Consider the following 19,371-nt stretch of genomic DNA (forward strand, 5'->3'; position numbering starts at 1 on the left):
GAAATCCGATAAGTTAAATGTCAGGAAACGATGCAAAGTGGCCTCCTCGAAACCGGATTCTCTGCGCAGAGACTCCGATCTACGGCTGATTCACGCTCTGCAACTCGAGCCGCGAGCATCGTGGACCGAACTGGGCCGGGCTCTCGCCACCGATCCCGTCGGGCTCGCCCGGCGATGGGCCAGGATCACCGATGAGGGGCTTGCGTGGATTACTGGGCAACGTCGCTACTTCCCCGCAGTGGCCATCGTCGAGATCGAATGTGCGCAGGGGAAAGCCGCCGAGACTGCGAGTCTGCTCGCCGACGAAGAGATTGTGCGCACCATCGATCACACGTCCGGTGGGCGCGATCTCGTCGCCGTGGTCGCGGCAGCCGACCTCGAGTCGCTGTCGGCGTTCGTGATCGATCGTCTGGGTGATCAGCGTCTGATCACCCACGCTCGCACGCACCTGGTGACCGAGGTTCTCGTGGAGGGCAGCGACTGGAGGTTGAACGCCCTCTCCGAGTCGGAGGCTCGGCGGGTTCCCCGGGCCAAGGCGCCCCGGCCACGTGCAGCACGGCAGGTTCCCGCCGACCTCGAGGCGGTGATCGTCCGCGAGTTGTACCGCGACGGACGAACACCTACCGGTGACATCGCCGCGCAGGCGGGCGTCAGCAATCAGCGAGTTGCCGATGCCATTGCGACACTCCGTCACTCGGGTGACCTCGTACTACGGACGGATGTCGCCCGCAGCTACACCGGGTGGCCGATCAACGCCTGGTACTTCGTGCAAGTGCCTGCGTCGTCGATCGATCGGCTTCGGTCGACGCTGTCGCGGCTCGCGGAAGTCCGGCTCGCGGTCACCACCGCGAGCCGCTACAACCTCGTCATGACCCTATGGATTCGTGACCTTGCCGACGTCAACCGATTCGAAGCCTTGCTCGAGAAGGTCCTCGCGGGAGCCCGCATCGCCGATCGCGCCGTCGTCATACGACCGGCAGTACACCTCGGGCGCCTGTTGGATGCCCGGGGATTCGTCACCGGACTGTCCAGCCTTCACGACGACCCTGCCCCGCCCCGGACGCGGGACAGGGCAGTGAACGCCGAGGAAGCGGGGCAAGTTGTTACCGACGTCGGCTCGTAACAGCTCGAATCGACGTCACCCGACCGGGCTGGGCCCCAGCGCATCGATGGCCTCGGTCACCTCGGGCACGGCGGTCGCCGTCACGTCTTCGAGGCCCGGCACGGATCGGTAGCCCGCGCGCACGACCCCGCCGGTGCAGTCGTACTCGACGATGCCGAGTTGATGGAGCGGCCCGGGAACGGCGTCACCCTCGCCGGCCACGAATCCGGTGGACGGCGCCCAGACCTCGAGCACCCCGTCGCGGACGGTCTGCCGGTAGCAGTGCAGGTGCCCACTGCCGACGGCGGCAAGTGACATCTTCCCGAGAGCCGTGAGCAGCCGGGTACGGGATTCCCCGATGTCGACGGCATGCCCGACCGGTTCGTCCAGTGCTTTCCAGACCGGCTTGTGCAGGAACACGATCACCCGCTGCGAGTCGGGAACGTTCTCGGCGACGTCCTCGACCCAGGCCCACTGGCTGGTCTCCCGGTCGAGACCGGAACCGAAGAGCTCGCTGTTCAGCCCGAGCACCGTCCAGTCGTCGACGTCGTGGCGCCAGTGATCGGGACCCCACGCCGTCTCGAAGGCGGCGACCCGCCCATCGGTTACGCCGATACCCTTCCACGGCGCGGAGCCCGGCTCCCCGACGTCGTGATTGCCGGGCACGACGAGCACCGGAGCGGTGAACCGCTGCATCAACGTGTGGGCGTGCGCACGGTCGTCGGCATCGTCGGGGTGGATGATCACGATGTCGCCGGAGTGCACGATGAGATCGGGACGGACCTGATTGTTCACGTAGTCGACGACGCGTTCGAAGTTCTGCTGTGTGCGTCCTCCGCGGGCGGACAGGTGCGTGTCACTGATCTGGACGATCTTCATCGGAGCTCCTTCGGGTTGTGGCCGGCCGAACGTCATTTGAGGCCGGACCGGACGAATGCGTCGCGCACGTAGCGCTGCAGGAACAGGTAGATCAGAAAGATGGGCAGGCACGCGAGGCCCGACGCCGCCATCACAGCACCCCAGTTGTTGCCTTCTGCGCCGAGGAAGCCGCGAATTCCGATCTGGACGACCGCATTCGACTGGCGCATGATCAGCGACGGCCACAGGTACTCGTTCCATGCCGAGATGAACAGCATGATGCCCAGCGCCGCGAGCGCCGGTCTCATGTTGGGCAGCACCACCTTCCACAGGGTTGCCCACGAGTTCTGGCCGTCGATGTGGGAGGCATCCAGCAATTCTCGCGGAAACGCCTCCATGTGCTGGCGCATCAGCAGAACACCGAACGCCGAGCACAGATTCGGGATCACGATCCCGGCAACGGTATTCAGCAGGCCCATCTGAGAGATGAGGAGGTAGTTCGGAATCATGGTGACCTGGAACGGCACCAGCCACGATCCGACGAACAGCAGAAACAGCACCTGCTTCCCGAAGAACGTCCACCGCGCGAACGCGTAGGCGGCCAGGATCGCGACCAGAAGCTGGCTGACGGACATCGCCAGTGCCATGACGAACGTGTTGACGAGCATCGACGCCATCGGAATGGTCTCCCACACGTAGCGGAAGTTGTCCAGACTGAAGGGAGACGGCACCGGGCTGACGGACAAGGAGTCCTCGGGACGACGGAATGCGGTGGCGAACATCCAGTACACCGGGAAGATACTGAACACGGTGACGGCGGCGAGAACCACGTGCCCGGTCGCCACCCGGCTGCGGGAACGGGTGGCCACCGGGGCGTCGCCGAGATCGCGGGCCGGGGCAGCGACGGTGGTCGATCGGGCCGGTGCATCGACAAGTGCAAATGCCATGGGGTGTCCTAGTTATCGTAGAAGCTCAGTCGGTCCGACACACGAACGAACACGACGGCGATCAGTCCGAAGCCCAGAAAGAACAGGGTTCCCGCGGCAGCCGACAATCCTGCGTCGAAATTCTGGAATCCGAACTGGTACAGCAGGTAGTAGATGTTGGTGGAGGCGCCGCTCGGGCCGCCCTGCGTGACGATGTCGATGATCGGGTACGCCCACTGCGCGCCCAGCAGGATCGTCATGAGGCCGAGGAACACGAGCGTCGGGGACAGCAGCGGCAGGGTGATCTTGCGGGTGATGGTCGCCTGTGACGCGCCGTCGAGGGCCGCCGCCGACGCGTAGTCGGGATTGATTCCGGCCAGTCCGGCGGAGATGACGAGCACACCGAAGCCGAGCATCTGCCACCCGACGATCAGCACGACACCGAGCATCGCGAGGCCGGGTTCTCGAAAGACGTTGCCCAACTCGAAACCCAGGGTTGCGGCCGCCCGGGGGATCGTGCCGCCCTCGGGATTGAACAGCCACCGCCAGATCGCACTGCCTGCCACCGGGGTGATGAGGAACGGGACGAAGATCAGGGCCTGGTAGAGCGTCTTCCAGCGTCCGGCCACCCGGTTCGACAGCAGCGCGACGACCATCGGCAGCAGCAACGAGAACACCATGAACGCGAGGACGTACACAATCGTGTTCCGCAGTGCCTGATGGAGTTCGGGCAGCGACAGTACGCGAACGTAGTTGTCCATTCCCACCGGAACCTTCGGGCTGGTGGGCACCATGTTCCACTTGTAGAACGACAGGCCGATGGTCTCTCCGAGCGGCTTGTAGATCCACACGATCAGCAGGACTACGGCGGGCAGGAGGTACAGGTACGGCGCGAGACCGCGTCGCACCCGGCCGGCCGGCGACGGAACTGCCGGTGTGCCGGCGCGGACGGCCGAGGCTGCGGCCGGAACTTCGACGAACATCAGACGCCGGGCGCCGTGAGCTGCTCGATCGACTGCCGGATATCCTCCGCAGTCATCTCGTACACCGCTGGGGAAACCTCGAGCGGGACCACCGTGTGCAGGACCCGGTCGCGGTAGACGTGCACCATGTTGAAACCCTGCGCGCCGTCCTGGCCGCGGATGCTGCCCTCGTCGACGAGCAGATCCTGTGTGTAACAGGTCGCCGATGCCACCGACACCGGGATACCCGCGAACGTGCACGTCGTGGAGTAGTGCAGGTGTCCGGCGAGAATTCCGCGGACGTCGGTGCCCGCGAGCACCGTCTCGAGCCGGTGCTGTTCCTTCAGCTCTACCGACTCGATGGCGTCGAGCAGGCCCGGCACCGGCGGATGGTGCAGGGCGAGCAGTGTGCCGTGCGGTGCCGGCACGGCCAGGACGTCCGTCAGCCAGGCGAGCTGTTCGTCGCTGATCAGACCGTGGTGGAACCCCGGAACCGTGCTGTCCAGCACGATGATCCGCAATCCGTTGACATCGACGACCGCATCGACAGAGTCCTGGGTGGGTTCGGCGTCGAGCAGGCCGCTCCGGAAGGCGGGCCGGGCGTCGTGATTGCCCATCACCCAGATCACCTTCGCGCCGAGGCGCTCCGCGGCGGGCTCGACGATCCGGCGCAGGCGTACGTACGCCTCGGGCTCGCCCATGTCGGCGAGGTCGCCGGTGAACACGATGGCCTCGGGCCGCCGGCCGGCCTTCTCGAGCCGCTCGAACAGCCGGGAGAGGTTGGCGTCGCTGTCGACCGAATCGTGGAGCAGGGCGCCGTCGGTGACGAAGTGGGTGTCGCTCACATGCAGGATGTAGTGGTCGGGTTCCCCGTACTGGGACATGAGGTTTCTCCTGTAGAAAGTGGGGGTCAGGCGACGAGTGCGCCGCGCAGGTCGTCGAGTTCACGCTCGGTCGTGCCGTGGCCGAGGAGGTAGTCGCGGACGCCGCCGTGTGTGGCGGTGATCGAGTCGAGGGTCGTGCGCATCAGCGCGGCAGGGCTGGCGCCGACCAGGTGATCGACGTCAACGCCGTCGGGCAGACCGCGGGCGCGCATCTTCACGGCCATGCCGAGCGCCCAGTCGCCGGCCAGCAGGACCTCGGACATCGCGTAGTCGGCGACGATGTCCCGTTGATCGACACCCACCGCCGCGAGTGTCAGAGCGACGACCAGACCGGTGCGATCCTTTCCCGCGGTGCAGTGAACGACGGTCGGGTCGTCACCCGAGGCGGCGATGGCGCGGACGGCGCGGGTCAACCGATGTCCGTAGTTCTCGACCATGTCGCGGTAGACGACCGCGAGGTCGAAGTTCGCGCCGTCGAGATCGATTTCGCCCTCGTACACCGGCAGGTGTTCCACCCGGTGTCCGACGCCGTCGAGTGCGGTCGGGCTGTCGTCCAGCTCCTGCTGTTCGCGGAGGTCGATGACGAGAGCGAGTCTCCGCTTCCGGAGCAGGTCGCGGGCCGGCTGGTCGAGCTGGTGAAGCGCGTCCGAACGGAACAGCTTGTTCCACTTGGTGGTCCCCGAGTCCGTGGGGAACCCGCCGAGATCGCGGAAGTTGTAGGTGCCGGTCAGATTCAGGCGTCGATGATTCGTCGGCGCAGGCAGAGTGCTGGTCATGGTGTCGGTTTCTCGTCCTGTTCGGAATTGGTTACTGAATGAGTTCCTGCACGCGCTGCTGCGCCGCCTGCATGGCGTCGGCGGGGTCCTTGCCGTAGTAGACCGCGTCCTCCACCGCCTGGCCGAGGATGTCGTCGGCCTGCACATAGCTGTTGCCGGGGTAGGACTTCCAGGCCTCGAGTTTGTCGAGCTGGCCGAGATTGGGTGCCAGGAGGGGGTTGTTGTCGGCCCATTCCTTCAACGAGGACGGATCCTCGGTGAGCGACGGGCGCAGCGGAAGGTAGCCGATCTTGCTGGAGATCTCGGTGTACGCATGGTCGCTCGTCATGAACTTGATGAACTCCCACGACGCGCGCTGCTTCGCCGGATCCTGTGAGAACGTGAACAGAGCCGATCCCGAGTTGGTCGGCACGGCCGCGTGCCCCTCGAATGCGGGCATCGGTGCGGCACGCAGGTCCCAGCCACCGGTCGCCGCCGACTTCATGAACATCCCCTGCAGAGCCGACGTCTGCAGCTGAATCGCCACGTCGCCCTTCGCGAAACTCTCGTACTGGGTGGTCGAGTCGAGATTGGCGAGAACACCGTCGTCATACATCTGCCGCAACGCGGTCACCGCCGACACCGCGCCGGGCTCACCGAATTCGATGGTCTTGCGGTCCTGCGACAGCACATCGCCGCCCGCCGAGCGGAACAGCGCCTGCATGCACCAGTTGCCGCCCTTGACCGAGCACGACACGGACAGCGCCGGCTTGCCGGTCGCCGCGGTCACGGCCTTGGCGGCAGCCGCCACCTTCGGCCACGTCGACAGGTCGGCGTCGGCGGGCAACCCGGCCTTCGTGAGCGCGGTCGCGTTGTAGAAGAGGGTGGGGGTGGAGAACACGTACGGGATGCCGTACGTCTCGCCGTCCCAGTCGCCGAGCGTCGCGGCCCGTGGGTGGAACGGGTGCTCGCCACCGAACGTCGCGTCCACGGCCTCGGTGCCGAACAGTCCGTCGAGCGACTGGGCGCCGAGTTCGTTGACGGCGAAATCGAGGGTGTCGAAGGTCAATTGGGCTACGTCGGGGGGCGATCCGGCGAGCATCTGCGTCTGCACACTACTCGCGGTTCCGGCGCCGGCCGTGCCGCTGCCCTGCGGCGGCTGGGCCTTCACGCGGATGTTCGGATGCTGCGCCTCGAAGTCGGTAACGAGGCCGTTGATCGTGTCCGACCAGAGTCCGGCCTGTTGGAGGTTGTAGGACTCGAAGACGATGTCGACCTGCTGGTCGGGGCCCAGTTCCGGGACCGGTGCGCCGGTGCCCGAGGTGCCTGGCGCGGCCCCGCCGGTGGCACAGCCAGTCAGAGCGGCGGCCACGGCCGCCACTACGACGGCAGAGAATGTCGATCTACGCATCACGCTGCTCCTGTTGCGGAAAGTGTTTCGGGAGAGTGGTCCACAGCCGTGGGGGCCGCGGAGTCGAAGTCGGTGAGTTCGGGGACGTCCACCCATTCCAGGCGACGTCCGGTCGCGCGGTCGAAGAGGTGCACGTGGGCGGGATCCGCGGTGAGGACGGCGGATCGATGGGCGCGCAGTGCAATCGGTCGCGGTGCTCGCACGCAGACCGTGGCACCCCCGACCTCGCAGTATGCGACCTGCTCGCTGCCGAGATTCTCGACGGACGTGACGTCGACCGACAGCCGCACCCCTTGATGATCCACAGGGTCGGCGACGCGGAGATGCTCCGGCCGGATGCCCAGGACGACGTCGCGGCCGTCGGTGTGTCCCGGCCACAGCGGTGCGGTCACGCCCTCGGCGGACGCGACAACAGTGCCGTTCACGGTGCGGACGCGTGCGTCGAGCAGGTTCATTGCGGGACTGCCGAGAAAACCGGCGACGAACACGGACGCCGGCCGGTCGTAGACGTCCTCGGGTGTTCCGACCTGTTCGAGTGCGCCGTTGTTCAGCAGGGCGATCCGCGTCGCCATCGTCATCGCCTCGACCTGATCGTGGGTGACGTACACGAACGTGGCCCGGAGCCGGCGATGGAGGTCGGTGAGCTCGCGCCGCGTCGCGGTCCTGAGCTTGGCGTCGAGGTTGGACAGCGGCTCGTCCATCAGGAACGCCTTCGGATTACGCACGATCGCGCGCCCGACCGCGACGCGTTGCCGCTGGCCACCGGACAGTTCCTTCGGCTTTCGGCCGAGCAGGTGCGCGATGTCGAGTTGCTGCGCGACGGCTTCGACGCGCTCGGCGGCCTCCGACTTGCGCATCTTCTTCACGCGCAACGGAAAGGCGAGGTTCTTCGCGACGCTGAGGTGCGGGTAGAGCGCGTAGCTCTGGAAGACCATCGCGACGTCCCGGCGCCGGGAGGGCGCCGCGGTGATGTCGTCGTCGTCGAGCAGGATCCGTCCGCTGGTCGGCTCGAGCAGGCCCGCGAGCATCCTCAGCAGCGTGGTCTTTCCGCACCCGCTGGGCCCGAGGAGGACCAGGAAATCGCCGTCCCGGATGTCGAGGTCGATGTTGTCGACCGCGGTGAAATCTGCGAACTTTCGACTCAGATTCTCGATCCGAATCCTGCCCATTGGCCTCTCCCGATGAAATGACGTTACCCAATCTCGGCGAGACGGGGAATTTCGTTACATCGGTAGTTAGCCAGGGTCAGGTTAATGGTGGGCGAATGGCGGTCCAATCATCGGTGATGCTTCGCGCAACGGCTGTAGCTCGATGCCGTCACGGATGGATCAGCGGCACAATCTGTTTGAACGTCTCGGCCGCAGCCTCGGCCGAGCCGCCCCGCGCACGGCAGACGGCGATCTGCAGGCTGATGAGGAACGCGAGCTGCACCACCGTGGCCGACGCGCCCAGTCCGCCCCACGGTCCCGTACCGCCACCGATGACCAGTCCGATGTCGGATTTCTCCACGAGGGTCGAACGGGCGTAGCTGGTGACGCCGATGACCGTGGCCCCCGCTGCCCGCGCGGCCTCGAGCGGCCGCAGGGTGACCGAGTTCAACCCGCTGTCGCTCACCGCGAGGCACACGTCACGGGACGTCAGGCGCCCGGCAGTCAACTGCTGGATCACGGCGTCGGTCGGTGCTTCGGCGTGGCGGCCGTTGAGAATGAACCGCACGGCCACGGCCGCCGCCGACGGTCCCGAGCCGCCGTTGCCGACAACGAGCACCCGCTCCGCCTCCGCGAGCGCCGTCACCGCCCGCTCGAACGAGTCTTCGTCGAGGGGTGCCAGGGCGCCGGCGAGATCCGTCGCCAGTTCGGCGAACACAGCCCGCACCAGTCCGGTGCCGTTCTCTTCGGCGGCGGGTGTTCCCCCCAACTCGGTATCGGCGGACCCCAGATCCCTCAGCAGCAACATCCGTAAGTGCTGGAACCCCTTGAAACCCAGATTCTGGCACGCACGGATGACGGTGGCAGTCGACGTCTCAGCGTGTTCCGCGACGTCGGCGGCCGACCACCAAGCAACATCCTGCGGGCGCTCCACGCAGACGTCCGCCACGCGACGCTCGCTCGGAGCCAGCTTGGGTGCGACGGCTCGGATGGCTGAGAGGGTGGTCCCCACGGGCGGATCGATCGACGACGCAGTCATGAGCCTTGAATAACACACAGCGGTGAACGAAGGACACGCCGATGACCCACCGCGCAGGTGGCGAACCGAGGCGTGTGGCGAAAGTTGCTGTCTCTCAATCGGTACGCAACCTCAGTTGAGTGGGACGTTCCAGATGATCGGGACCTGATCGGTGGGTATGTTCCCGGCCCTGCGTTCCTGCCGCTGGTCGCGCTGCCGATCGCGGGTCCGATCGTCGTTGCCACCGGGGATGTCGCGGCCGGGGCAACCGCGCCCGCGACGCCGACGGGAAGTCCGCCGAGTGCGGCTGCAGCCACCACCACGGTCACGATCCGCTTCCGCAGCGAGCCGCGGTGGGTGCGTCGGTCGTCTTGGTGAGTTTCCCGCCGCTACCGCCAGTCGCGGAACGCGGCGAGCAGGCGGTCCCGCAACGCCGGATCGAGCTCGTCCGGGGGGAGCGCACCGAGGGTGTGTACCGTCTGCTCGATCTGCTCGAGATAGGTGGCGCATCCAGGGCATTCGCCCAGATGGGTGTCGAATCGGGCCCGGGCATCGGGATCCATGTCATCCTCGAGGTAGGCCGTGACGAGTTCGACGAGGTCCTGGCAGTCCATGTCTTCCATGTCTCACGCTCCCGTTCCAAGATAATCCTCGAGGGCCTGGCGCACGTGTGCGCGGCCCCGATGCAGCAGCACCCGCTGGTTCGCCGGGGTGATCGAGAGCATCGCCGACACTTCCTCGGCGTCGTAGCCGAGGACGTCGCGCAGAGCCACCACGATCCGCTGGCGGTCGGGGAGGTGCTCGAGTTCGCGGCCTGCGACGTCGAGCACCTCCGCACCGAGGACCGATCCCTCGGGGGTCTCCGGCCAGCTGGTAGGCGGAGTCGCCCAGTGGTGTGGATCCTCCGGGGAGGATGCCGGCAGGAACCGGGCCGGATCCACGGAGGCGCTGCCCGTGTAGGCGGCAAGTGCGGCGTCGAAATCGTGCCGGTCCCGCACTCCCCGTTTCTTGGCGATGTTGACGAGTATCCGGAACAGCCAGGTACGGAGCGTGGAGCGGCCTTCGAATCGGTCGATGCCCTGGAGCACGGCGATCCAGGTTTCCTGGACGACGTCCTCGGCGACCTCGGTGCTGGCCACGTACCCTCGCGCCACGCGCAGCATCATCGGCGTGTGCAGGTCGACCAATTCGGCGAATGCCGACTCGTCCCGTGCACGCAAAGAGTCGACGAGGCACTGCTCGTGCGAGGTATCGATCTCCGTCATCCGCTCCTCCTCGTTGATCGAGGTGCTCCGGAAGCGTGGCCGCGTGAGACGGCCGGATGACATCCAACATTACTGATCCGGGCGGCAGCCGTCGATCAGGCCGAGCCTGGTCGCGTGGTGGTAGGGCCGAACGGCCCTGTCTTGGCTCCGAGGTGCGGGGAAGACTCGATGCGGAGGGGTGGCGGGCCGCGGCGACACGGTGACGGTCGCGGCGGCCCGGGTGCCCCAGGACAACGACTGGACCTGGCAACCCAGGGAGGGCGGCGCATGGACGTTCGGCGAACTCCGCAGGCGCGTTCGGAGAATTACTGGGAGCAGCTGGCTTCAGTGGAGGCTCGCCACCTGGACGGTGCGGAGCGGGACCGGCTCCCGGCCCCGGACGAACAGGTCTCGCTCGTCGACCACTGTCGAGGTGCAACGCCCGATCCGGCGTGAGGATCGTGAGTGCGGGCGAGTGGCGCTAGGCAACGTCGGTGCGACGTGGCACGATTTCGTTTGTGACGAGCAGTACCGCTGCGAACCAGCGCCTCCGCGACCTCGCGCTGCTGCGCCGCGTCCGTGACCGGATCGATCGGGAGCACGCGCAGCCGCTGGACGTCGAGTCGCTCGCCCGTGGCGTGAACATGTCGGCCGGGCACCTCAGCCGCCAGTTCCGGCTCGCGTACGGCGAGTCGCCGTATTCGTACCTGATGACGCGCCGCATCGAGCGGGCGATGGCGCTGCTGCGTCGTGGCGACCTCAGTGTCACCGAGGTCTGTTTCGCGGTCGGCTGCTCGTCGCTGGGCACCTTCAGCACGCGTTTCACCGAGCTCACCGGGGTCCCGCCCAGCACGTACCGACGCCAGGAAGCGGACGCGACGGCGGGCATACCGTCGTGCGTGTCGAAACAAGTCACCAGACCGATCAGGAATCGAGAAGCGCAGGTCGCTGATTCGTAATTATCGTGATCTCCATGGACATCACAATTCACCAGACCTACCTCCCCCAGGACGACCCGGACGCCGCGTTGGCCTTCTATCGCGACACTCTCGGCTTCGAGGTCCGCAACGACGTCGGATACAACGGGATGCGCTGGATCACGGTCGGCCCGGCCGACCAGCCCGGCACGTCCATCGTCCTGCATCCGCCGGCCGCCGACCCCGGTATCACCGACGACGAGCGCCGCACCATCGCCGAGATGATGGCCAAGGGCACCTACGCAAGCATCAACCTGGCCACCAGAAACCTCGACGGCGTCTTCGAGAAGCTGCAGGCCAGCGATGCCGCGGAGGTCGTCCAGGAGCCGACCGAGCAGCCGTACGGGGTTCGTGACTGCGCCTTCCGCGATCCCGCGGGCAACATGGTTCGTATCCAGGAACTGCGCTGATCGACGCCGACGGAGACCGCGAAGGCGGCTCCGCCCAACAGATGGAGACAGGATGAGCATGGCCACGAAGGCGGACTCGACGGAGCGACGGGATGTGTCGGGGCGAGTGGAGCGACGGGATATCTCGGAGTCGCCGGATCTGCACCTTGCCGACAGTCACGATCTCATCCGCGTGCACGGCGCGCGCGAGAACAACCTCAAGGACGTCAGTGTCGAGCTCCCGAAGCGCCGGCTGACGGTGTTCACCGGTGTCTCCGGCTCGGGCAAGAGTTCGCTGGTGTTCGCCACGATCGCCGCGGAGTCGCAGCGGATGATCAACGAGACCTACAGCGCCTTCGTGCAGGGCTTCATGCCGTCACTGGCGCGACCCAACGTCGACGTACTCGACGGGCTGACGACGGCGATCATCGTCGACCAGGAGCGGATGGGCTCGAACCCCCGCTCCACCGTCGGCACCGCCACCGACGCGAACGCGATGCTGCGCATCCTGTTCAGCCGGCTCGGGAAGCCGCACATCGGCTCACCCCAGGCGTTCTCCTTCAACGTCGCGTCGATCTCCGGCGCGGGCGCGGTCACCATCGAGCGCGGTGGCCAAGAGACGAAGGAGCGGCGGAGCTTCAGCATCACCGGTGGCATGTGTCCGCGATGCGAGGGCCGGGGCGCGGTCACCGACTTCGACCTGACGGCGCTGTACGACGACAGCAAGTCGCTCAACGAGGGCGCGCTCACGATTCCCGGCTACAGCATGGAGGGCTGGTACGGCCGCATCTTCCGGGGCTGCGGCTACTTCGACCCGGACAAGCCGATCGCGAAGTTCACCAAGAAGCAGCTGCAGGACCTGCTCTACAAGCCGCCGACCAAGATCAAGGTCGAGGGCGTCAACGTGACGTACGAGGGGCTGATCCCGAAGATCCAGAAGTCGTTCCTGGCCAAGGACGTCGACGCCATGCAGCCGCACATCCGCGCGTTCGTGGAGCGGGCGATCACGTTTGCCACCTGCCCCGACTGCGACGGCACCCGACTCAGCGAGGGGGCTCGATCGTCGAAGATCAAGGGGAAGAACATCGCCGACGTCTGCACGATGCAGATCAGCGACCTCGCCGACTGGGTCCGCGGTCTGAAGGAACCGTCGGTGGCCCCGCTGCTCACCGGGCTGCAGCATCTCCTCGACTCGTTCACGGAGATCGGGTTGGGGTACCTCTCACTCGACCGGCCGTCGGGCACCCTGTCCGGAGGTGAGGCGCAGCGCACGAAGATGATCCGCCACCTCGGTTCGTCGCTCACCGACGTCACCTACGTCTTCGACGAGCCGACCATCGGCCTGCACCCGCACGACATCCAGAGGATGAACGGCCTGCTGCTGCAGTTGCGCGACAAGGGCAACACGGTGCTGGTCGTGGAGCACAAGCCGGAGGCGATCGCGATCGCCGACCACGTCGTCGACCTCGGCCCGCGCGCCGGCACCGAGGGCGGCCAGGTGGTGTTCGAGGGCACCGTCGAGGGTCTGCGGGCCAGTGACACGCTCACCGGGCGTCATCTGGACGACCGCGCGTCGCTGAAGCAGTCGGTGCGCACACCGTCGGGGGCACTCGAGGTGCGTGGCGCAGACAGTCACAACCTGCGCGGCGTCGACGTCGACATCCCACTCGGCATGCTGGTGGTCGTGACCGGCGTGGCGGGCTCGGGCAAGAGTTCGCTGATCCACGGTTCGGTGTCCGGGCGGGACGGGGTGGTGTCGATCGACCAGGGCGCGATCAAGGGCTCCCGGCGAAGCAATCCGGCGACCTACACCGGACTGCTCGAGCCGATCCGCAAGGCGTTCGCGAAGGCCAACGGAGTGAAGCCCGCGCTCTTCAGCTCCAACTCCGAGGGCGCGTGCCCCACGTGCAACGGCGCCGGTGTCATCTACACCGACCTGGGCGTGATGGCCACCGTCGAGTCCCCCTGCGAGGAGTGCGAGGGGAAGCGGTTCCAGGCCGAGGTGCTCGAGTATCACCTCGCCGGGCGCGACATCAGCGAGGTCCTCGCGATGTCGGTGGCCGAGGCCGAGGAGTTCTTCGGTTCCGGCGAGGCCCGGATCCCGGCGGCTCACAAGATTCTGCAGCGGCTCGCCGACGTCGGGCTCGGCTACCTCAGCCTCGGACAGCCGCTGACCACGCTGTCCGGCGGCGAACGGCAGCGGCTGAAGCTGGCCACCGCCATGGCCGACAAGGGCGACACCTACGTCCTCGACGAGCCGACCACCGGCCTTCACCTCGCCGACGTCGAACAGCTGCTCGGACTGCTCGACCGGCTCGTCGACTCCGGTAAGTCGGTCATCGTCATCGAGCATCACCAGGCGGTCATGGCCCACGCCGACTGGATCATCGACCTCGGCCCGGGCGCCGGCCACGACGGCGGCCGGATCGTGTTCGAGGGCAGGCCGGACGATCTGGTGTCCGCCCGCTCCACGCTCACCGGCGAGCACCTCGCGGCCTACGTCGGCACCTGACCGCCCCTTTCCCATGTGACTGTCAGACCGTCACGTTCGCCGAATCTGACGAGATGCCTTCCGACGACGTCTTCCAGTCGGGGCAACTCGTCGGATTCGGCGACGAGGTGCAGGTGTAGTTCGCCGTCTCCGGCGGTCACCGTCGCCCGGCCGCCGGCCAGGTCGATCCAGCCGGATCGTGTGTCCGGTGTCCACTCGCCGCCGTTGCGGCGTCCGAGGTGAGATACGAGTTGTTTGCCGTACCGCTCGGGCCGGTCGGTGCGGACGATCGCGTGGGATTCGCCGCCCGCGATGGCGTCGGTCATGTCGGTCCCTTTCGACGGTGCGTCCCGATTCTCAGTGAGTGCTCGGAACCGGTGGGGTGCCGTGGGTGTGGAACGTCTCGATGGTCTTCATTCCCCACGCCTGACCCTTCGACCGTTCGGCCTCGGTCCATTCGACGACGTCCCAGTCGGGATCGAGGATCAGCCGCGCTCCGGGGTTGCAGAACTCGATGCGGTTGCCGCCCGGCTCGTAGACGTAGAGGAAGAACGTCTGCTGGATGGCGTGCTTGTGTGGTCCGGTCTCGATGTGGACACCGTTCTCGAGGAAGACGTCGGCGGCACGGAGGATGTCCTCGCGGGTGTCGGTGGCGAAGGCGATGTGGTGCAGACGCCCGTTGCTGCCGGTCCAGTCCTCGGTGTAGACGACGTCGTAACTCTTGTTCGTGAAGGTCAGCCACTGCCCGGCGATTTTACCGGTGTTCAGCCGGATCTGTTCGGTGGGACGGCCGCCGAGCACGTCCCGGACGAAGGCTCCGTTGGTCTCGACGTCGGCGGCGAGGAAGTTCACGTGATCGAGGCGGCGGACCGTGGCGGGTGCCCCCGGGTAGCGCTCGGCCTGGTTCTTCAGCGCCGGCGCGAACTCCGCCGGCGGAGCGGTCTTCTCGACCTCCCAGTACAGGTCCATCGGGTGCCCGTCGGGGTCGGCGAACGTGTAGGTCTTGCCGATCCCGGGATCACCGTCGCGCCACCCGATGCCGCGGCCGGCGGCCTCGATCGCCGCGACACGGCGTTCCAGTGCCGCGGCACTCGACGTCCGGTAGCCCAGCCGCCCGATGCCCGACGTGTCGTGGGCGGTGAGCTTGAGGGAGTGGTGCTGGTAGTCGTCCCACGAACGCAGGTACACGCTGTCGCCGTCGGCGGCGACTTCGCGCAGGCCGAGCAGTTCGGTGAAGAACCACCTGCTCTCGTCGAAGGTCGGGGTGAACAGTTCGACGTAGCCGAGGTGGGCGATGTCGAAGCGGGCGTCGTCGGTGCTCATGAGATGTCCTCGGTGTGGGGGACGGCGGGCCGGGGGTAGACGGTGCCGTCGAACAGTGTGCGCGCGGTGCGGATCACGGCGGCGCGGCGGATGTCGACGCCGGCGTCACCGGTGTACGTCAGGTCGATGTCGACATCGAAGAACCCGGTGGGGTGTTCGATGCGGACGACGGCGTCGTCGCGGTGACGGCAGAGCCGATCGGCAACCGATCCGGGGATCCGGACCGCGGTGCCGACGGTGAGTGCTCCCAGCACGCCGATGGCGGTGTGGCACCGCACGGGGATGAACGTGCGGGTGTCGAGGGTGCCGTCGCCGAGCGGGGCGGCGACCAGTGTCATCTTGGGGACGGTCGTGGTGGACACATCGCCGAGACCCATCAATTTGCCTGCCTGCGAACGGATGTGGGCGAGTCTCGCGGTCAGGTCGGTGTCGGCCTCGAGCTCCCCGGGGCTCTCGTGACCGCTCACACCGAGATCGGCGGCGGCGATCACGACCGTCGGCATGCCGTTGTCGATGCAGGTGACGTCCACTCCGTCGACGGTGTCGACGATGCGGCCGGTCGGGAGCAGCGTCCCGCAGGTCGAGCCGGCGGTGCCGGAGAACGCGATGCTGATCGGGGCGGCTGAGCCGGGTACTCCGGCGATCTCGCAGGTGCCGGCGTAATCGACCTGCCCGCCCGGTGTCGGGAACGTTGCCGTGGCGAAGCCGTCCGAATTGACCATCCGGATCCGGACACTCGTGTGCTCGGGATCGGCCGGCACCAGGCCGTGTTCGACGGCGAACGGGCCGACGCCGGCGAGGATGTTGCCGCAGTTCTGCGCCGACGACACGAGGGCCTGATCCACCGCAACCTGCAGGAACAGGTAGTCGACGTCCGCGCGCGGATCATCCGACGGGCTGATCACCGCGACCTTGCTGGTGAGCGGGTGGGCGCCGCCGATCCCGTCGATCTGACGGGGATCGGGGGTGCCCATGACGCGCAGCAGGAGATCGTCCCGCTCGCGGCGATCGGAGGGGAGATCTGCGGCGAGGAAGAACGCCCCCTTGGACGTACCGCCCCGCATCCAGGTGCAGGCGATGCCGCCCATTACAGCGTCTCCTGCTGTTCCAGCCGGTACTGCTTCTGCGACAGGTACCGCACGCCGAGGGAGTCGAGGACCGGACGCAGACCGTACCGGTCCAATCCCAGCTCGCCGGCGCGGAAGGACTGTCGCGCAGCCTCTTCCTTCTCCAACCGGGCGCGGGAGGCTGCGACGGTGTCGGCCGCGGTGACACGGGGGACGATCACCACACCGTCGTCGTCGGCCACCACGACGTCACCGGCGTCGACGGTCACCCGGCCCAGGGTCACGGGAATGTTCACCGCGCCGGCGGTGGCCTTGACCGTGCCCTGCGCGGACACCGCGGTGGACCACACCGGGAAGCCCATTTCGTTCAGTTCGGCGACGTCGCGGACGCCGGCGTCGATGACGAGTCCGCGGACACCGCGCGTCTGCAGGGCGGTGGCGAACAGTTCGCCGAACATGCCGTCCGTGGAGGGGGAGTTGGTGGTGACCACGAGGATGTCGCCGGCGCCGCACTGCTCGATGGCGGCGTGGATCATCAGGTTGTCGCCTGGCCAGGACAGCACGGTGACGGCGGTGCCGGCGATCCGGGTGCCGGACTGGATGGGCCGGAATTGTGGGCCGGCGAGGCCGGTGCGCCCCTGCGCCTCGTGCACCGTCGCGGTGCCGAACTCGGCGAGGGCGTCGACGGTGTCGAGGGGTGTCTTGATCGGGTCGGTGAGTACGACGGGATCTCTCACGACAGCACCTCCGCCACCTGCGGGTAGTACCGCACGTACGCCTCACCCATCGTGTCGGTGCTGAAGCCGAGGTTCGGTCCGGCGTTGCGCTTGACCTGCACGCCGCGGCGCCGTGCGAGGTCGGTGTAATAGGTCCACATGTGTTCTTGCGCCACAAGGGATTCCATCGCCTTGCGCTTCTGTGGGAAGACGTCGGTGATGTCGATGAGCACGTTCGGCTTGAAGTCGCACTGCTCGGGTTGGTGCGGCTCGAAGAAGAACACCGGCGGCGCGCCCAGGGGCTCACCCTCGGCGGGGTAGCCGATCGCCTGGGCCAGGATCCGGGCGTCGAGCGCCATTCGGGCGGCCGCGGGATGGTCGGCGTTGTACGGGTCTATCAGCGGATGGGTCAGCACCACAGTCGGATTGACGTCGCGGTAGACGTGCACCAACCGGTCGACCAACTCCGGAGAGGGCAGCAGCGGGTAGTCGCCGGCGTCGAAGAACTCGATCTCCGCTCCCAGTGCCGACGCGGCCGCTTCCGCTTCTCCCCGCCGGATGTCCTTGATTTCCTCGAGCGACTTGCCTTCCCGCCACGCCCGAGCGGACTCGCCGCGCTCGCCGTAGCTCAGGCACACGACCTTCGCGCGTTCGCCGCGAGCAGTGGCGGCGGCAATGGCGCCGCCGGCACGCCAGACGAAGTCGCCGGCATGGGCGCTGACGACCAGCAGAGCCGGTTCAACCTGATTTGCCATGGTTCTTCCCTTCTTCGCTATCCGAGATGTGGGCGGGGTCACCGCGTCCGGTAGCTAGTAGCTCACATTTCCGACTAAATTGTCAACAATTACGTACTCATTTTTCACGACGAGAAGGTTGTGGAGATCGTGGCGGATCGTATAGGTTGTGTGCCGAGTGACCTGAGTCACGCGATCGAATCATCGCTGTGAGGAGTGCCATGCCGGCTGTTTCGTTCGGCGCCGCGACGCCGCGCCGATGCGGGCGCCGGCGAGGTGGTGCCGTCGGTACTCGTTGGCCCGCAGGGATTTCCAACCATTCTCAACAGAACGACGCACTGCTGACGCACCGTGCAGGATGCCAAGGAGAAAGAAACTATGTCGGATCTGAGTCGACACGCGTTCCTGGGAAGTACCTCCGCATTACCGGCGGTGACCGGACCGTTCACCAAGACGCCGGGCTGGCTGGATTGGTACCAGAACCCGTCGACACCGCGCTTCGCGGTGCCGGCGGGAGCGGTCGACGCCCACTGCCACGTATTCGGGCCCGGTGCCCAGTTCCCCTTCGCGCCGGAACGCAAGTACACACCGTGCGACGCGAGCAAGGATCAACTCTTCGCGTTGCGTGATCACCTTGGGATGAGTCGCAACGTCATCGTTCAGGCGACCTGTCACGGAGCGGACAACAGTGCGATGGTCGACGCCGTTCAGGCGGCCGGCGGCCGGGCGCGCGGCATCGCCACGGTCCGCCCCGACATCGCCGGCACCGAGTTGCGCCGACTCGACGAAGCCGGCGTGCGAGGGGTGCGGTTCAACTTTCTTCCGCGACTGGTCGAGGGCACCTCGAAGGACGATCTGATCTCCATCGCGCAGAAGATCGCCCCGCTCGGGTGGCACATCGTCATCTACTTCGAGGGCCCCGACCTCGAGGGCTTGGAGGGCTTCTTCGACACACTGCCCACGCCGCTGGTGGTGGACCACATGGGTCGTCCGGACGTCACTCGACCCGTCGACGGGCCGGAGTTCGGTCGATTCCTCCGCTTCGTCGAGCGCAACGAGGCGTGGGTGAAGGTCAGCTGCCCGGAGCGGCTCACCGTCACCGGCCCGCCGGCGCTGAACGGCGAACAGAATTCCTACGCGGATGTCGTGCCCTTCAGCCGGCAAGTAGTCGAGGAGTTCCCCGACTCGGTGCTCTGGGGCAGCGACTGGCCTCACCCCAACCTCACCGACCACATGCCCGACGACGGGCTCCTGGTCGACCACATTCCGCACGTGGCCACCACCCCGGAACTGCAGCACAAGCTCCTCGTGGCCAACCCGATGCGCCTGTACTGGCCGGGCGAGGACTACTGAGCCGCCCTCCACC

At 67.0% G+C, this 19,371-nt stretch carries 21 protein-coding genes and 1 pseudogene; 6 read left to right on the top strand and 16 right to left on the bottom strand.

All coding sequences use genetic code 11. From position 1 onward, the window contains the following. Positions 1-37: 37 nt before the first annotated feature. Entirely contained in the window at positions 38-1,123 is a 1,086-nt protein-coding gene (locus ACFVJ3_RS16385) for an Lrp/AsnC family transcriptional regulator (RefSeq protein ID WP_378453024.1), read from the top strand. 15 nt (positions 1,124-1,138) lie between these two features. On the opposite strand, the gene ACFVJ3_RS16390 is transcribed toward ACFVJ3_RS16385, so the two are convergent. From ACFVJ3_RS16390 to ACFVJ3_RS16440, 11 genes and pseudogenes are all read right to left on the bottom strand, one after another. Continuing rightward, positions 1,139-1,981 (bottom strand): metallophosphoesterase family protein, encoded by an 843-nt coding sequence (locus ACFVJ3_RS16390; RefSeq protein WP_378453025.1) that lies wholly within the window; start codon positions 1,979-1,981, stop codon positions 1,139-1,141. A gap of 32 nt (positions 1,982-2,013) precedes the next feature. Beyond that, positions 2,014-2,907 (bottom strand): carbohydrate ABC transporter permease, encoded by an 894-nt coding sequence (locus ACFVJ3_RS16395; RefSeq protein WP_378453026.1) that lies wholly within the window; start codon positions 2,905-2,907, stop codon positions 2,014-2,016. 8 nt (positions 2,908-2,915) lie between these two features. Beyond that, positions 2,916-3,869 (bottom strand): carbohydrate ABC transporter permease, encoded by a 954-nt coding sequence (locus tag ACFVJ3_RS16400; RefSeq protein WP_378453027.1) that lies wholly within the window; start codon positions 3,867-3,869, stop codon positions 2,916-2,918. Continuing rightward, on the bottom strand, positions 3,869-4,732 hold the full coding sequence (locus ACFVJ3_RS16405) for a phosphodiesterase (RefSeq protein ID WP_378453028.1): 864 nt from the start codon (positions 4,730-4,732) through the stop codon (positions 3,869-3,871). Before ACFVJ3_RS16405 ends, ACFVJ3_RS16400 begins: the two co-directional genes overlap by 1 nt. Positions 4,733-4,758: 26 nt before the next feature. Next, the gene (locus ACFVJ3_RS16410; RefSeq protein WP_378453029.1) at positions 4,759-5,508 is read right to left on the bottom strand and encodes a tyrosine-protein phosphatase; all 750 of its coding nucleotides are present in this window, start codon (positions 5,506-5,508) and stop codon (positions 4,759-4,761) included. 31 nt (positions 5,509-5,539) lie between these two features. Further along, on the bottom strand, positions 5,540-6,898 hold the full coding sequence (locus tag ACFVJ3_RS16415) for an extracellular solute-binding protein (protein ID WP_378453030.1): 1,359 nt from the start codon (positions 6,896-6,898) through the stop codon (positions 5,540-5,542). Next, on the bottom strand, positions 6,898-8,067 hold the full coding sequence (locus tag ACFVJ3_RS16420) for an ABC transporter ATP-binding protein (protein WP_378453031.1): 1,170 nt from the start codon (positions 8,065-8,067) through the stop codon (positions 6,898-6,900). Before ACFVJ3_RS16420 ends, ACFVJ3_RS16415 begins: the two co-directional genes overlap by 1 nt. Before the next feature lie 148 nt (positions 8,068-8,215). Then, positions 8,216-9,085 (bottom strand): MurR/RpiR family transcriptional regulator, encoded by an 870-nt coding sequence (locus ACFVJ3_RS16425; protein ID WP_378453032.1) that lies wholly within the window; start codon positions 9,083-9,085, stop codon positions 8,216-8,218. Between the two features lie 111 nt (positions 9,086-9,196). Beyond that, a pseudogene (locus tag ACFVJ3_RS16430) lies at positions 9,197-9,408 on the bottom strand (hypothetical protein). Positions 9,409-9,453: 45 nt separating this feature from the next. Next, positions 9,454-9,678 (bottom strand): anti-sigma factor family protein, encoded by a 225-nt coding sequence (locus tag ACFVJ3_RS16435; RefSeq protein WP_378453092.1) that lies wholly within the window; start codon positions 9,676-9,678, stop codon positions 9,454-9,456. A gap of 12 nt (positions 9,679-9,690) precedes the next feature. Further along, positions 9,691-10,392, bottom strand: a complete 702-nt coding sequence (locus tag ACFVJ3_RS16440) for an RNA polymerase sigma factor (protein ID WP_378453033.1) — start codon at positions 10,390-10,392, stop codon at positions 9,691-9,693. 204 nt (positions 10,393-10,596) lie between these two features. Between ACFVJ3_RS16440 and ACFVJ3_RS16445 the strand changes: the two genes are divergently transcribed. The 4 genes from ACFVJ3_RS16445 to ACFVJ3_RS16460 all read left to right on the top strand — a co-directional run bounded on the left by ACFVJ3_RS16445 (position 10,597) and on the right by ACFVJ3_RS16460 (position 14,186). Next, entirely contained in the window at positions 10,597-10,764 is a 168-nt protein-coding gene (locus ACFVJ3_RS16445; RefSeq protein ID WP_378453034.1) for a hypothetical protein, read from the top strand. 62 nt (positions 10,765-10,826) lie between these two features. Continuing rightward, on the top strand, positions 10,827-11,267 hold the full coding sequence (locus ACFVJ3_RS16450; RefSeq protein WP_378453035.1) for a helix-turn-helix transcriptional regulator: 441 nt from the start codon (positions 10,827-10,829) through the stop codon (positions 11,265-11,267). A 14-nt stretch (positions 11,268-11,281) separates the two neighbouring features. Further along, positions 11,282-11,695 (top strand): VOC family protein, encoded by a 414-nt coding sequence (locus ACFVJ3_RS16455; protein ID WP_378453036.1) that lies wholly within the window; start codon positions 11,282-11,284, stop codon positions 11,693-11,695. A 52-nt stretch (positions 11,696-11,747) separates the two neighbouring features. Next, a complete protein-coding gene (locus tag ACFVJ3_RS16460) occupies positions 11,748-14,186 on the top strand; it encodes an ATP-binding cassette domain-containing protein (RefSeq protein WP_378453037.1) in 2,439 nt (812 codons plus the stop codon). Here the strand turns inward: ACFVJ3_RS16460 and ACFVJ3_RS16465 are convergent. The 5 genes from ACFVJ3_RS16465 to ACFVJ3_RS16485 are packed head-to-tail and all read right to left on the bottom strand — an operon-like array spanning position 14,171 to position 18,026. Continuing rightward, positions 14,171-14,491 carry a DUF2218 domain-containing protein gene (locus ACFVJ3_RS16465; protein WP_378453038.1) on the bottom strand — a complete coding sequence of 107 codons (321 nt, stop codon included), beginning with the start codon at positions 14,489-14,491 and terminating at the stop codon, positions 14,171-14,173. The genes ACFVJ3_RS16460 and ACFVJ3_RS16465 overlap by 16 nt on opposite strands. A gap of 31 nt (positions 14,492-14,522) precedes the next feature. Next, positions 14,523-15,488, bottom strand: coding sequence for a VOC family protein (locus ACFVJ3_RS16470; RefSeq protein ID WP_378453039.1), 966 nt, complete (start codon positions 15,486-15,488; stop codon positions 14,523-14,525). Beyond that, positions 15,485-16,576, bottom strand: coding sequence for a 4-oxalomesaconate tautomerase (locus ACFVJ3_RS16475; protein ID WP_378453040.1), 1,092 nt, complete (start codon positions 16,574-16,576; stop codon positions 15,485-15,487). The genes ACFVJ3_RS16470 and ACFVJ3_RS16475 overlap by 4 nt, the downstream gene beginning before the upstream one ends. Further along, positions 16,576-17,292 (bottom strand): 4-carboxy-4-hydroxy-2-oxoadipate aldolase/oxaloacetate decarboxylase, encoded by a 717-nt coding sequence (locus ACFVJ3_RS16480; protein ID WP_378453041.1) that lies wholly within the window; start codon positions 17,290-17,292, stop codon positions 16,576-16,578. Before ACFVJ3_RS16480 ends, ACFVJ3_RS16475 begins: the two co-directional genes overlap by 1 nt. Next, on the bottom strand, positions 17,289-18,026 hold the full coding sequence (locus ACFVJ3_RS16485) for a PIG-L deacetylase family protein (protein WP_378453042.1): 738 nt from the start codon (positions 18,024-18,026) through the stop codon (positions 17,289-17,291). Before ACFVJ3_RS16485 ends, ACFVJ3_RS16480 begins: the two co-directional genes overlap by 4 nt. 357 nt (positions 18,027-18,383) lie before the next feature. On the opposite strand from ACFVJ3_RS16485, the gene ACFVJ3_RS16490 reads away from it, so the two are divergent. Next, positions 18,384-19,358: an amidohydrolase family protein gene (locus ACFVJ3_RS16490; RefSeq protein ID WP_378453043.1), complete on the top strand. Its 975-nt coding sequence runs from the start codon at positions 18,384-18,386 to the stop codon at positions 19,356-19,358. Positions 19,359-19,371 lie beyond the last annotated feature (13 nt).

The organism is Rhodococcus sp. NPDC127593 (assembly GCF_042671975.1).
Classification (GTDB): Bacteria; Actinomycetota; Actinomycetes; order Mycobacteriales; family Mycobacteriaceae; genus Rhodococcus_F.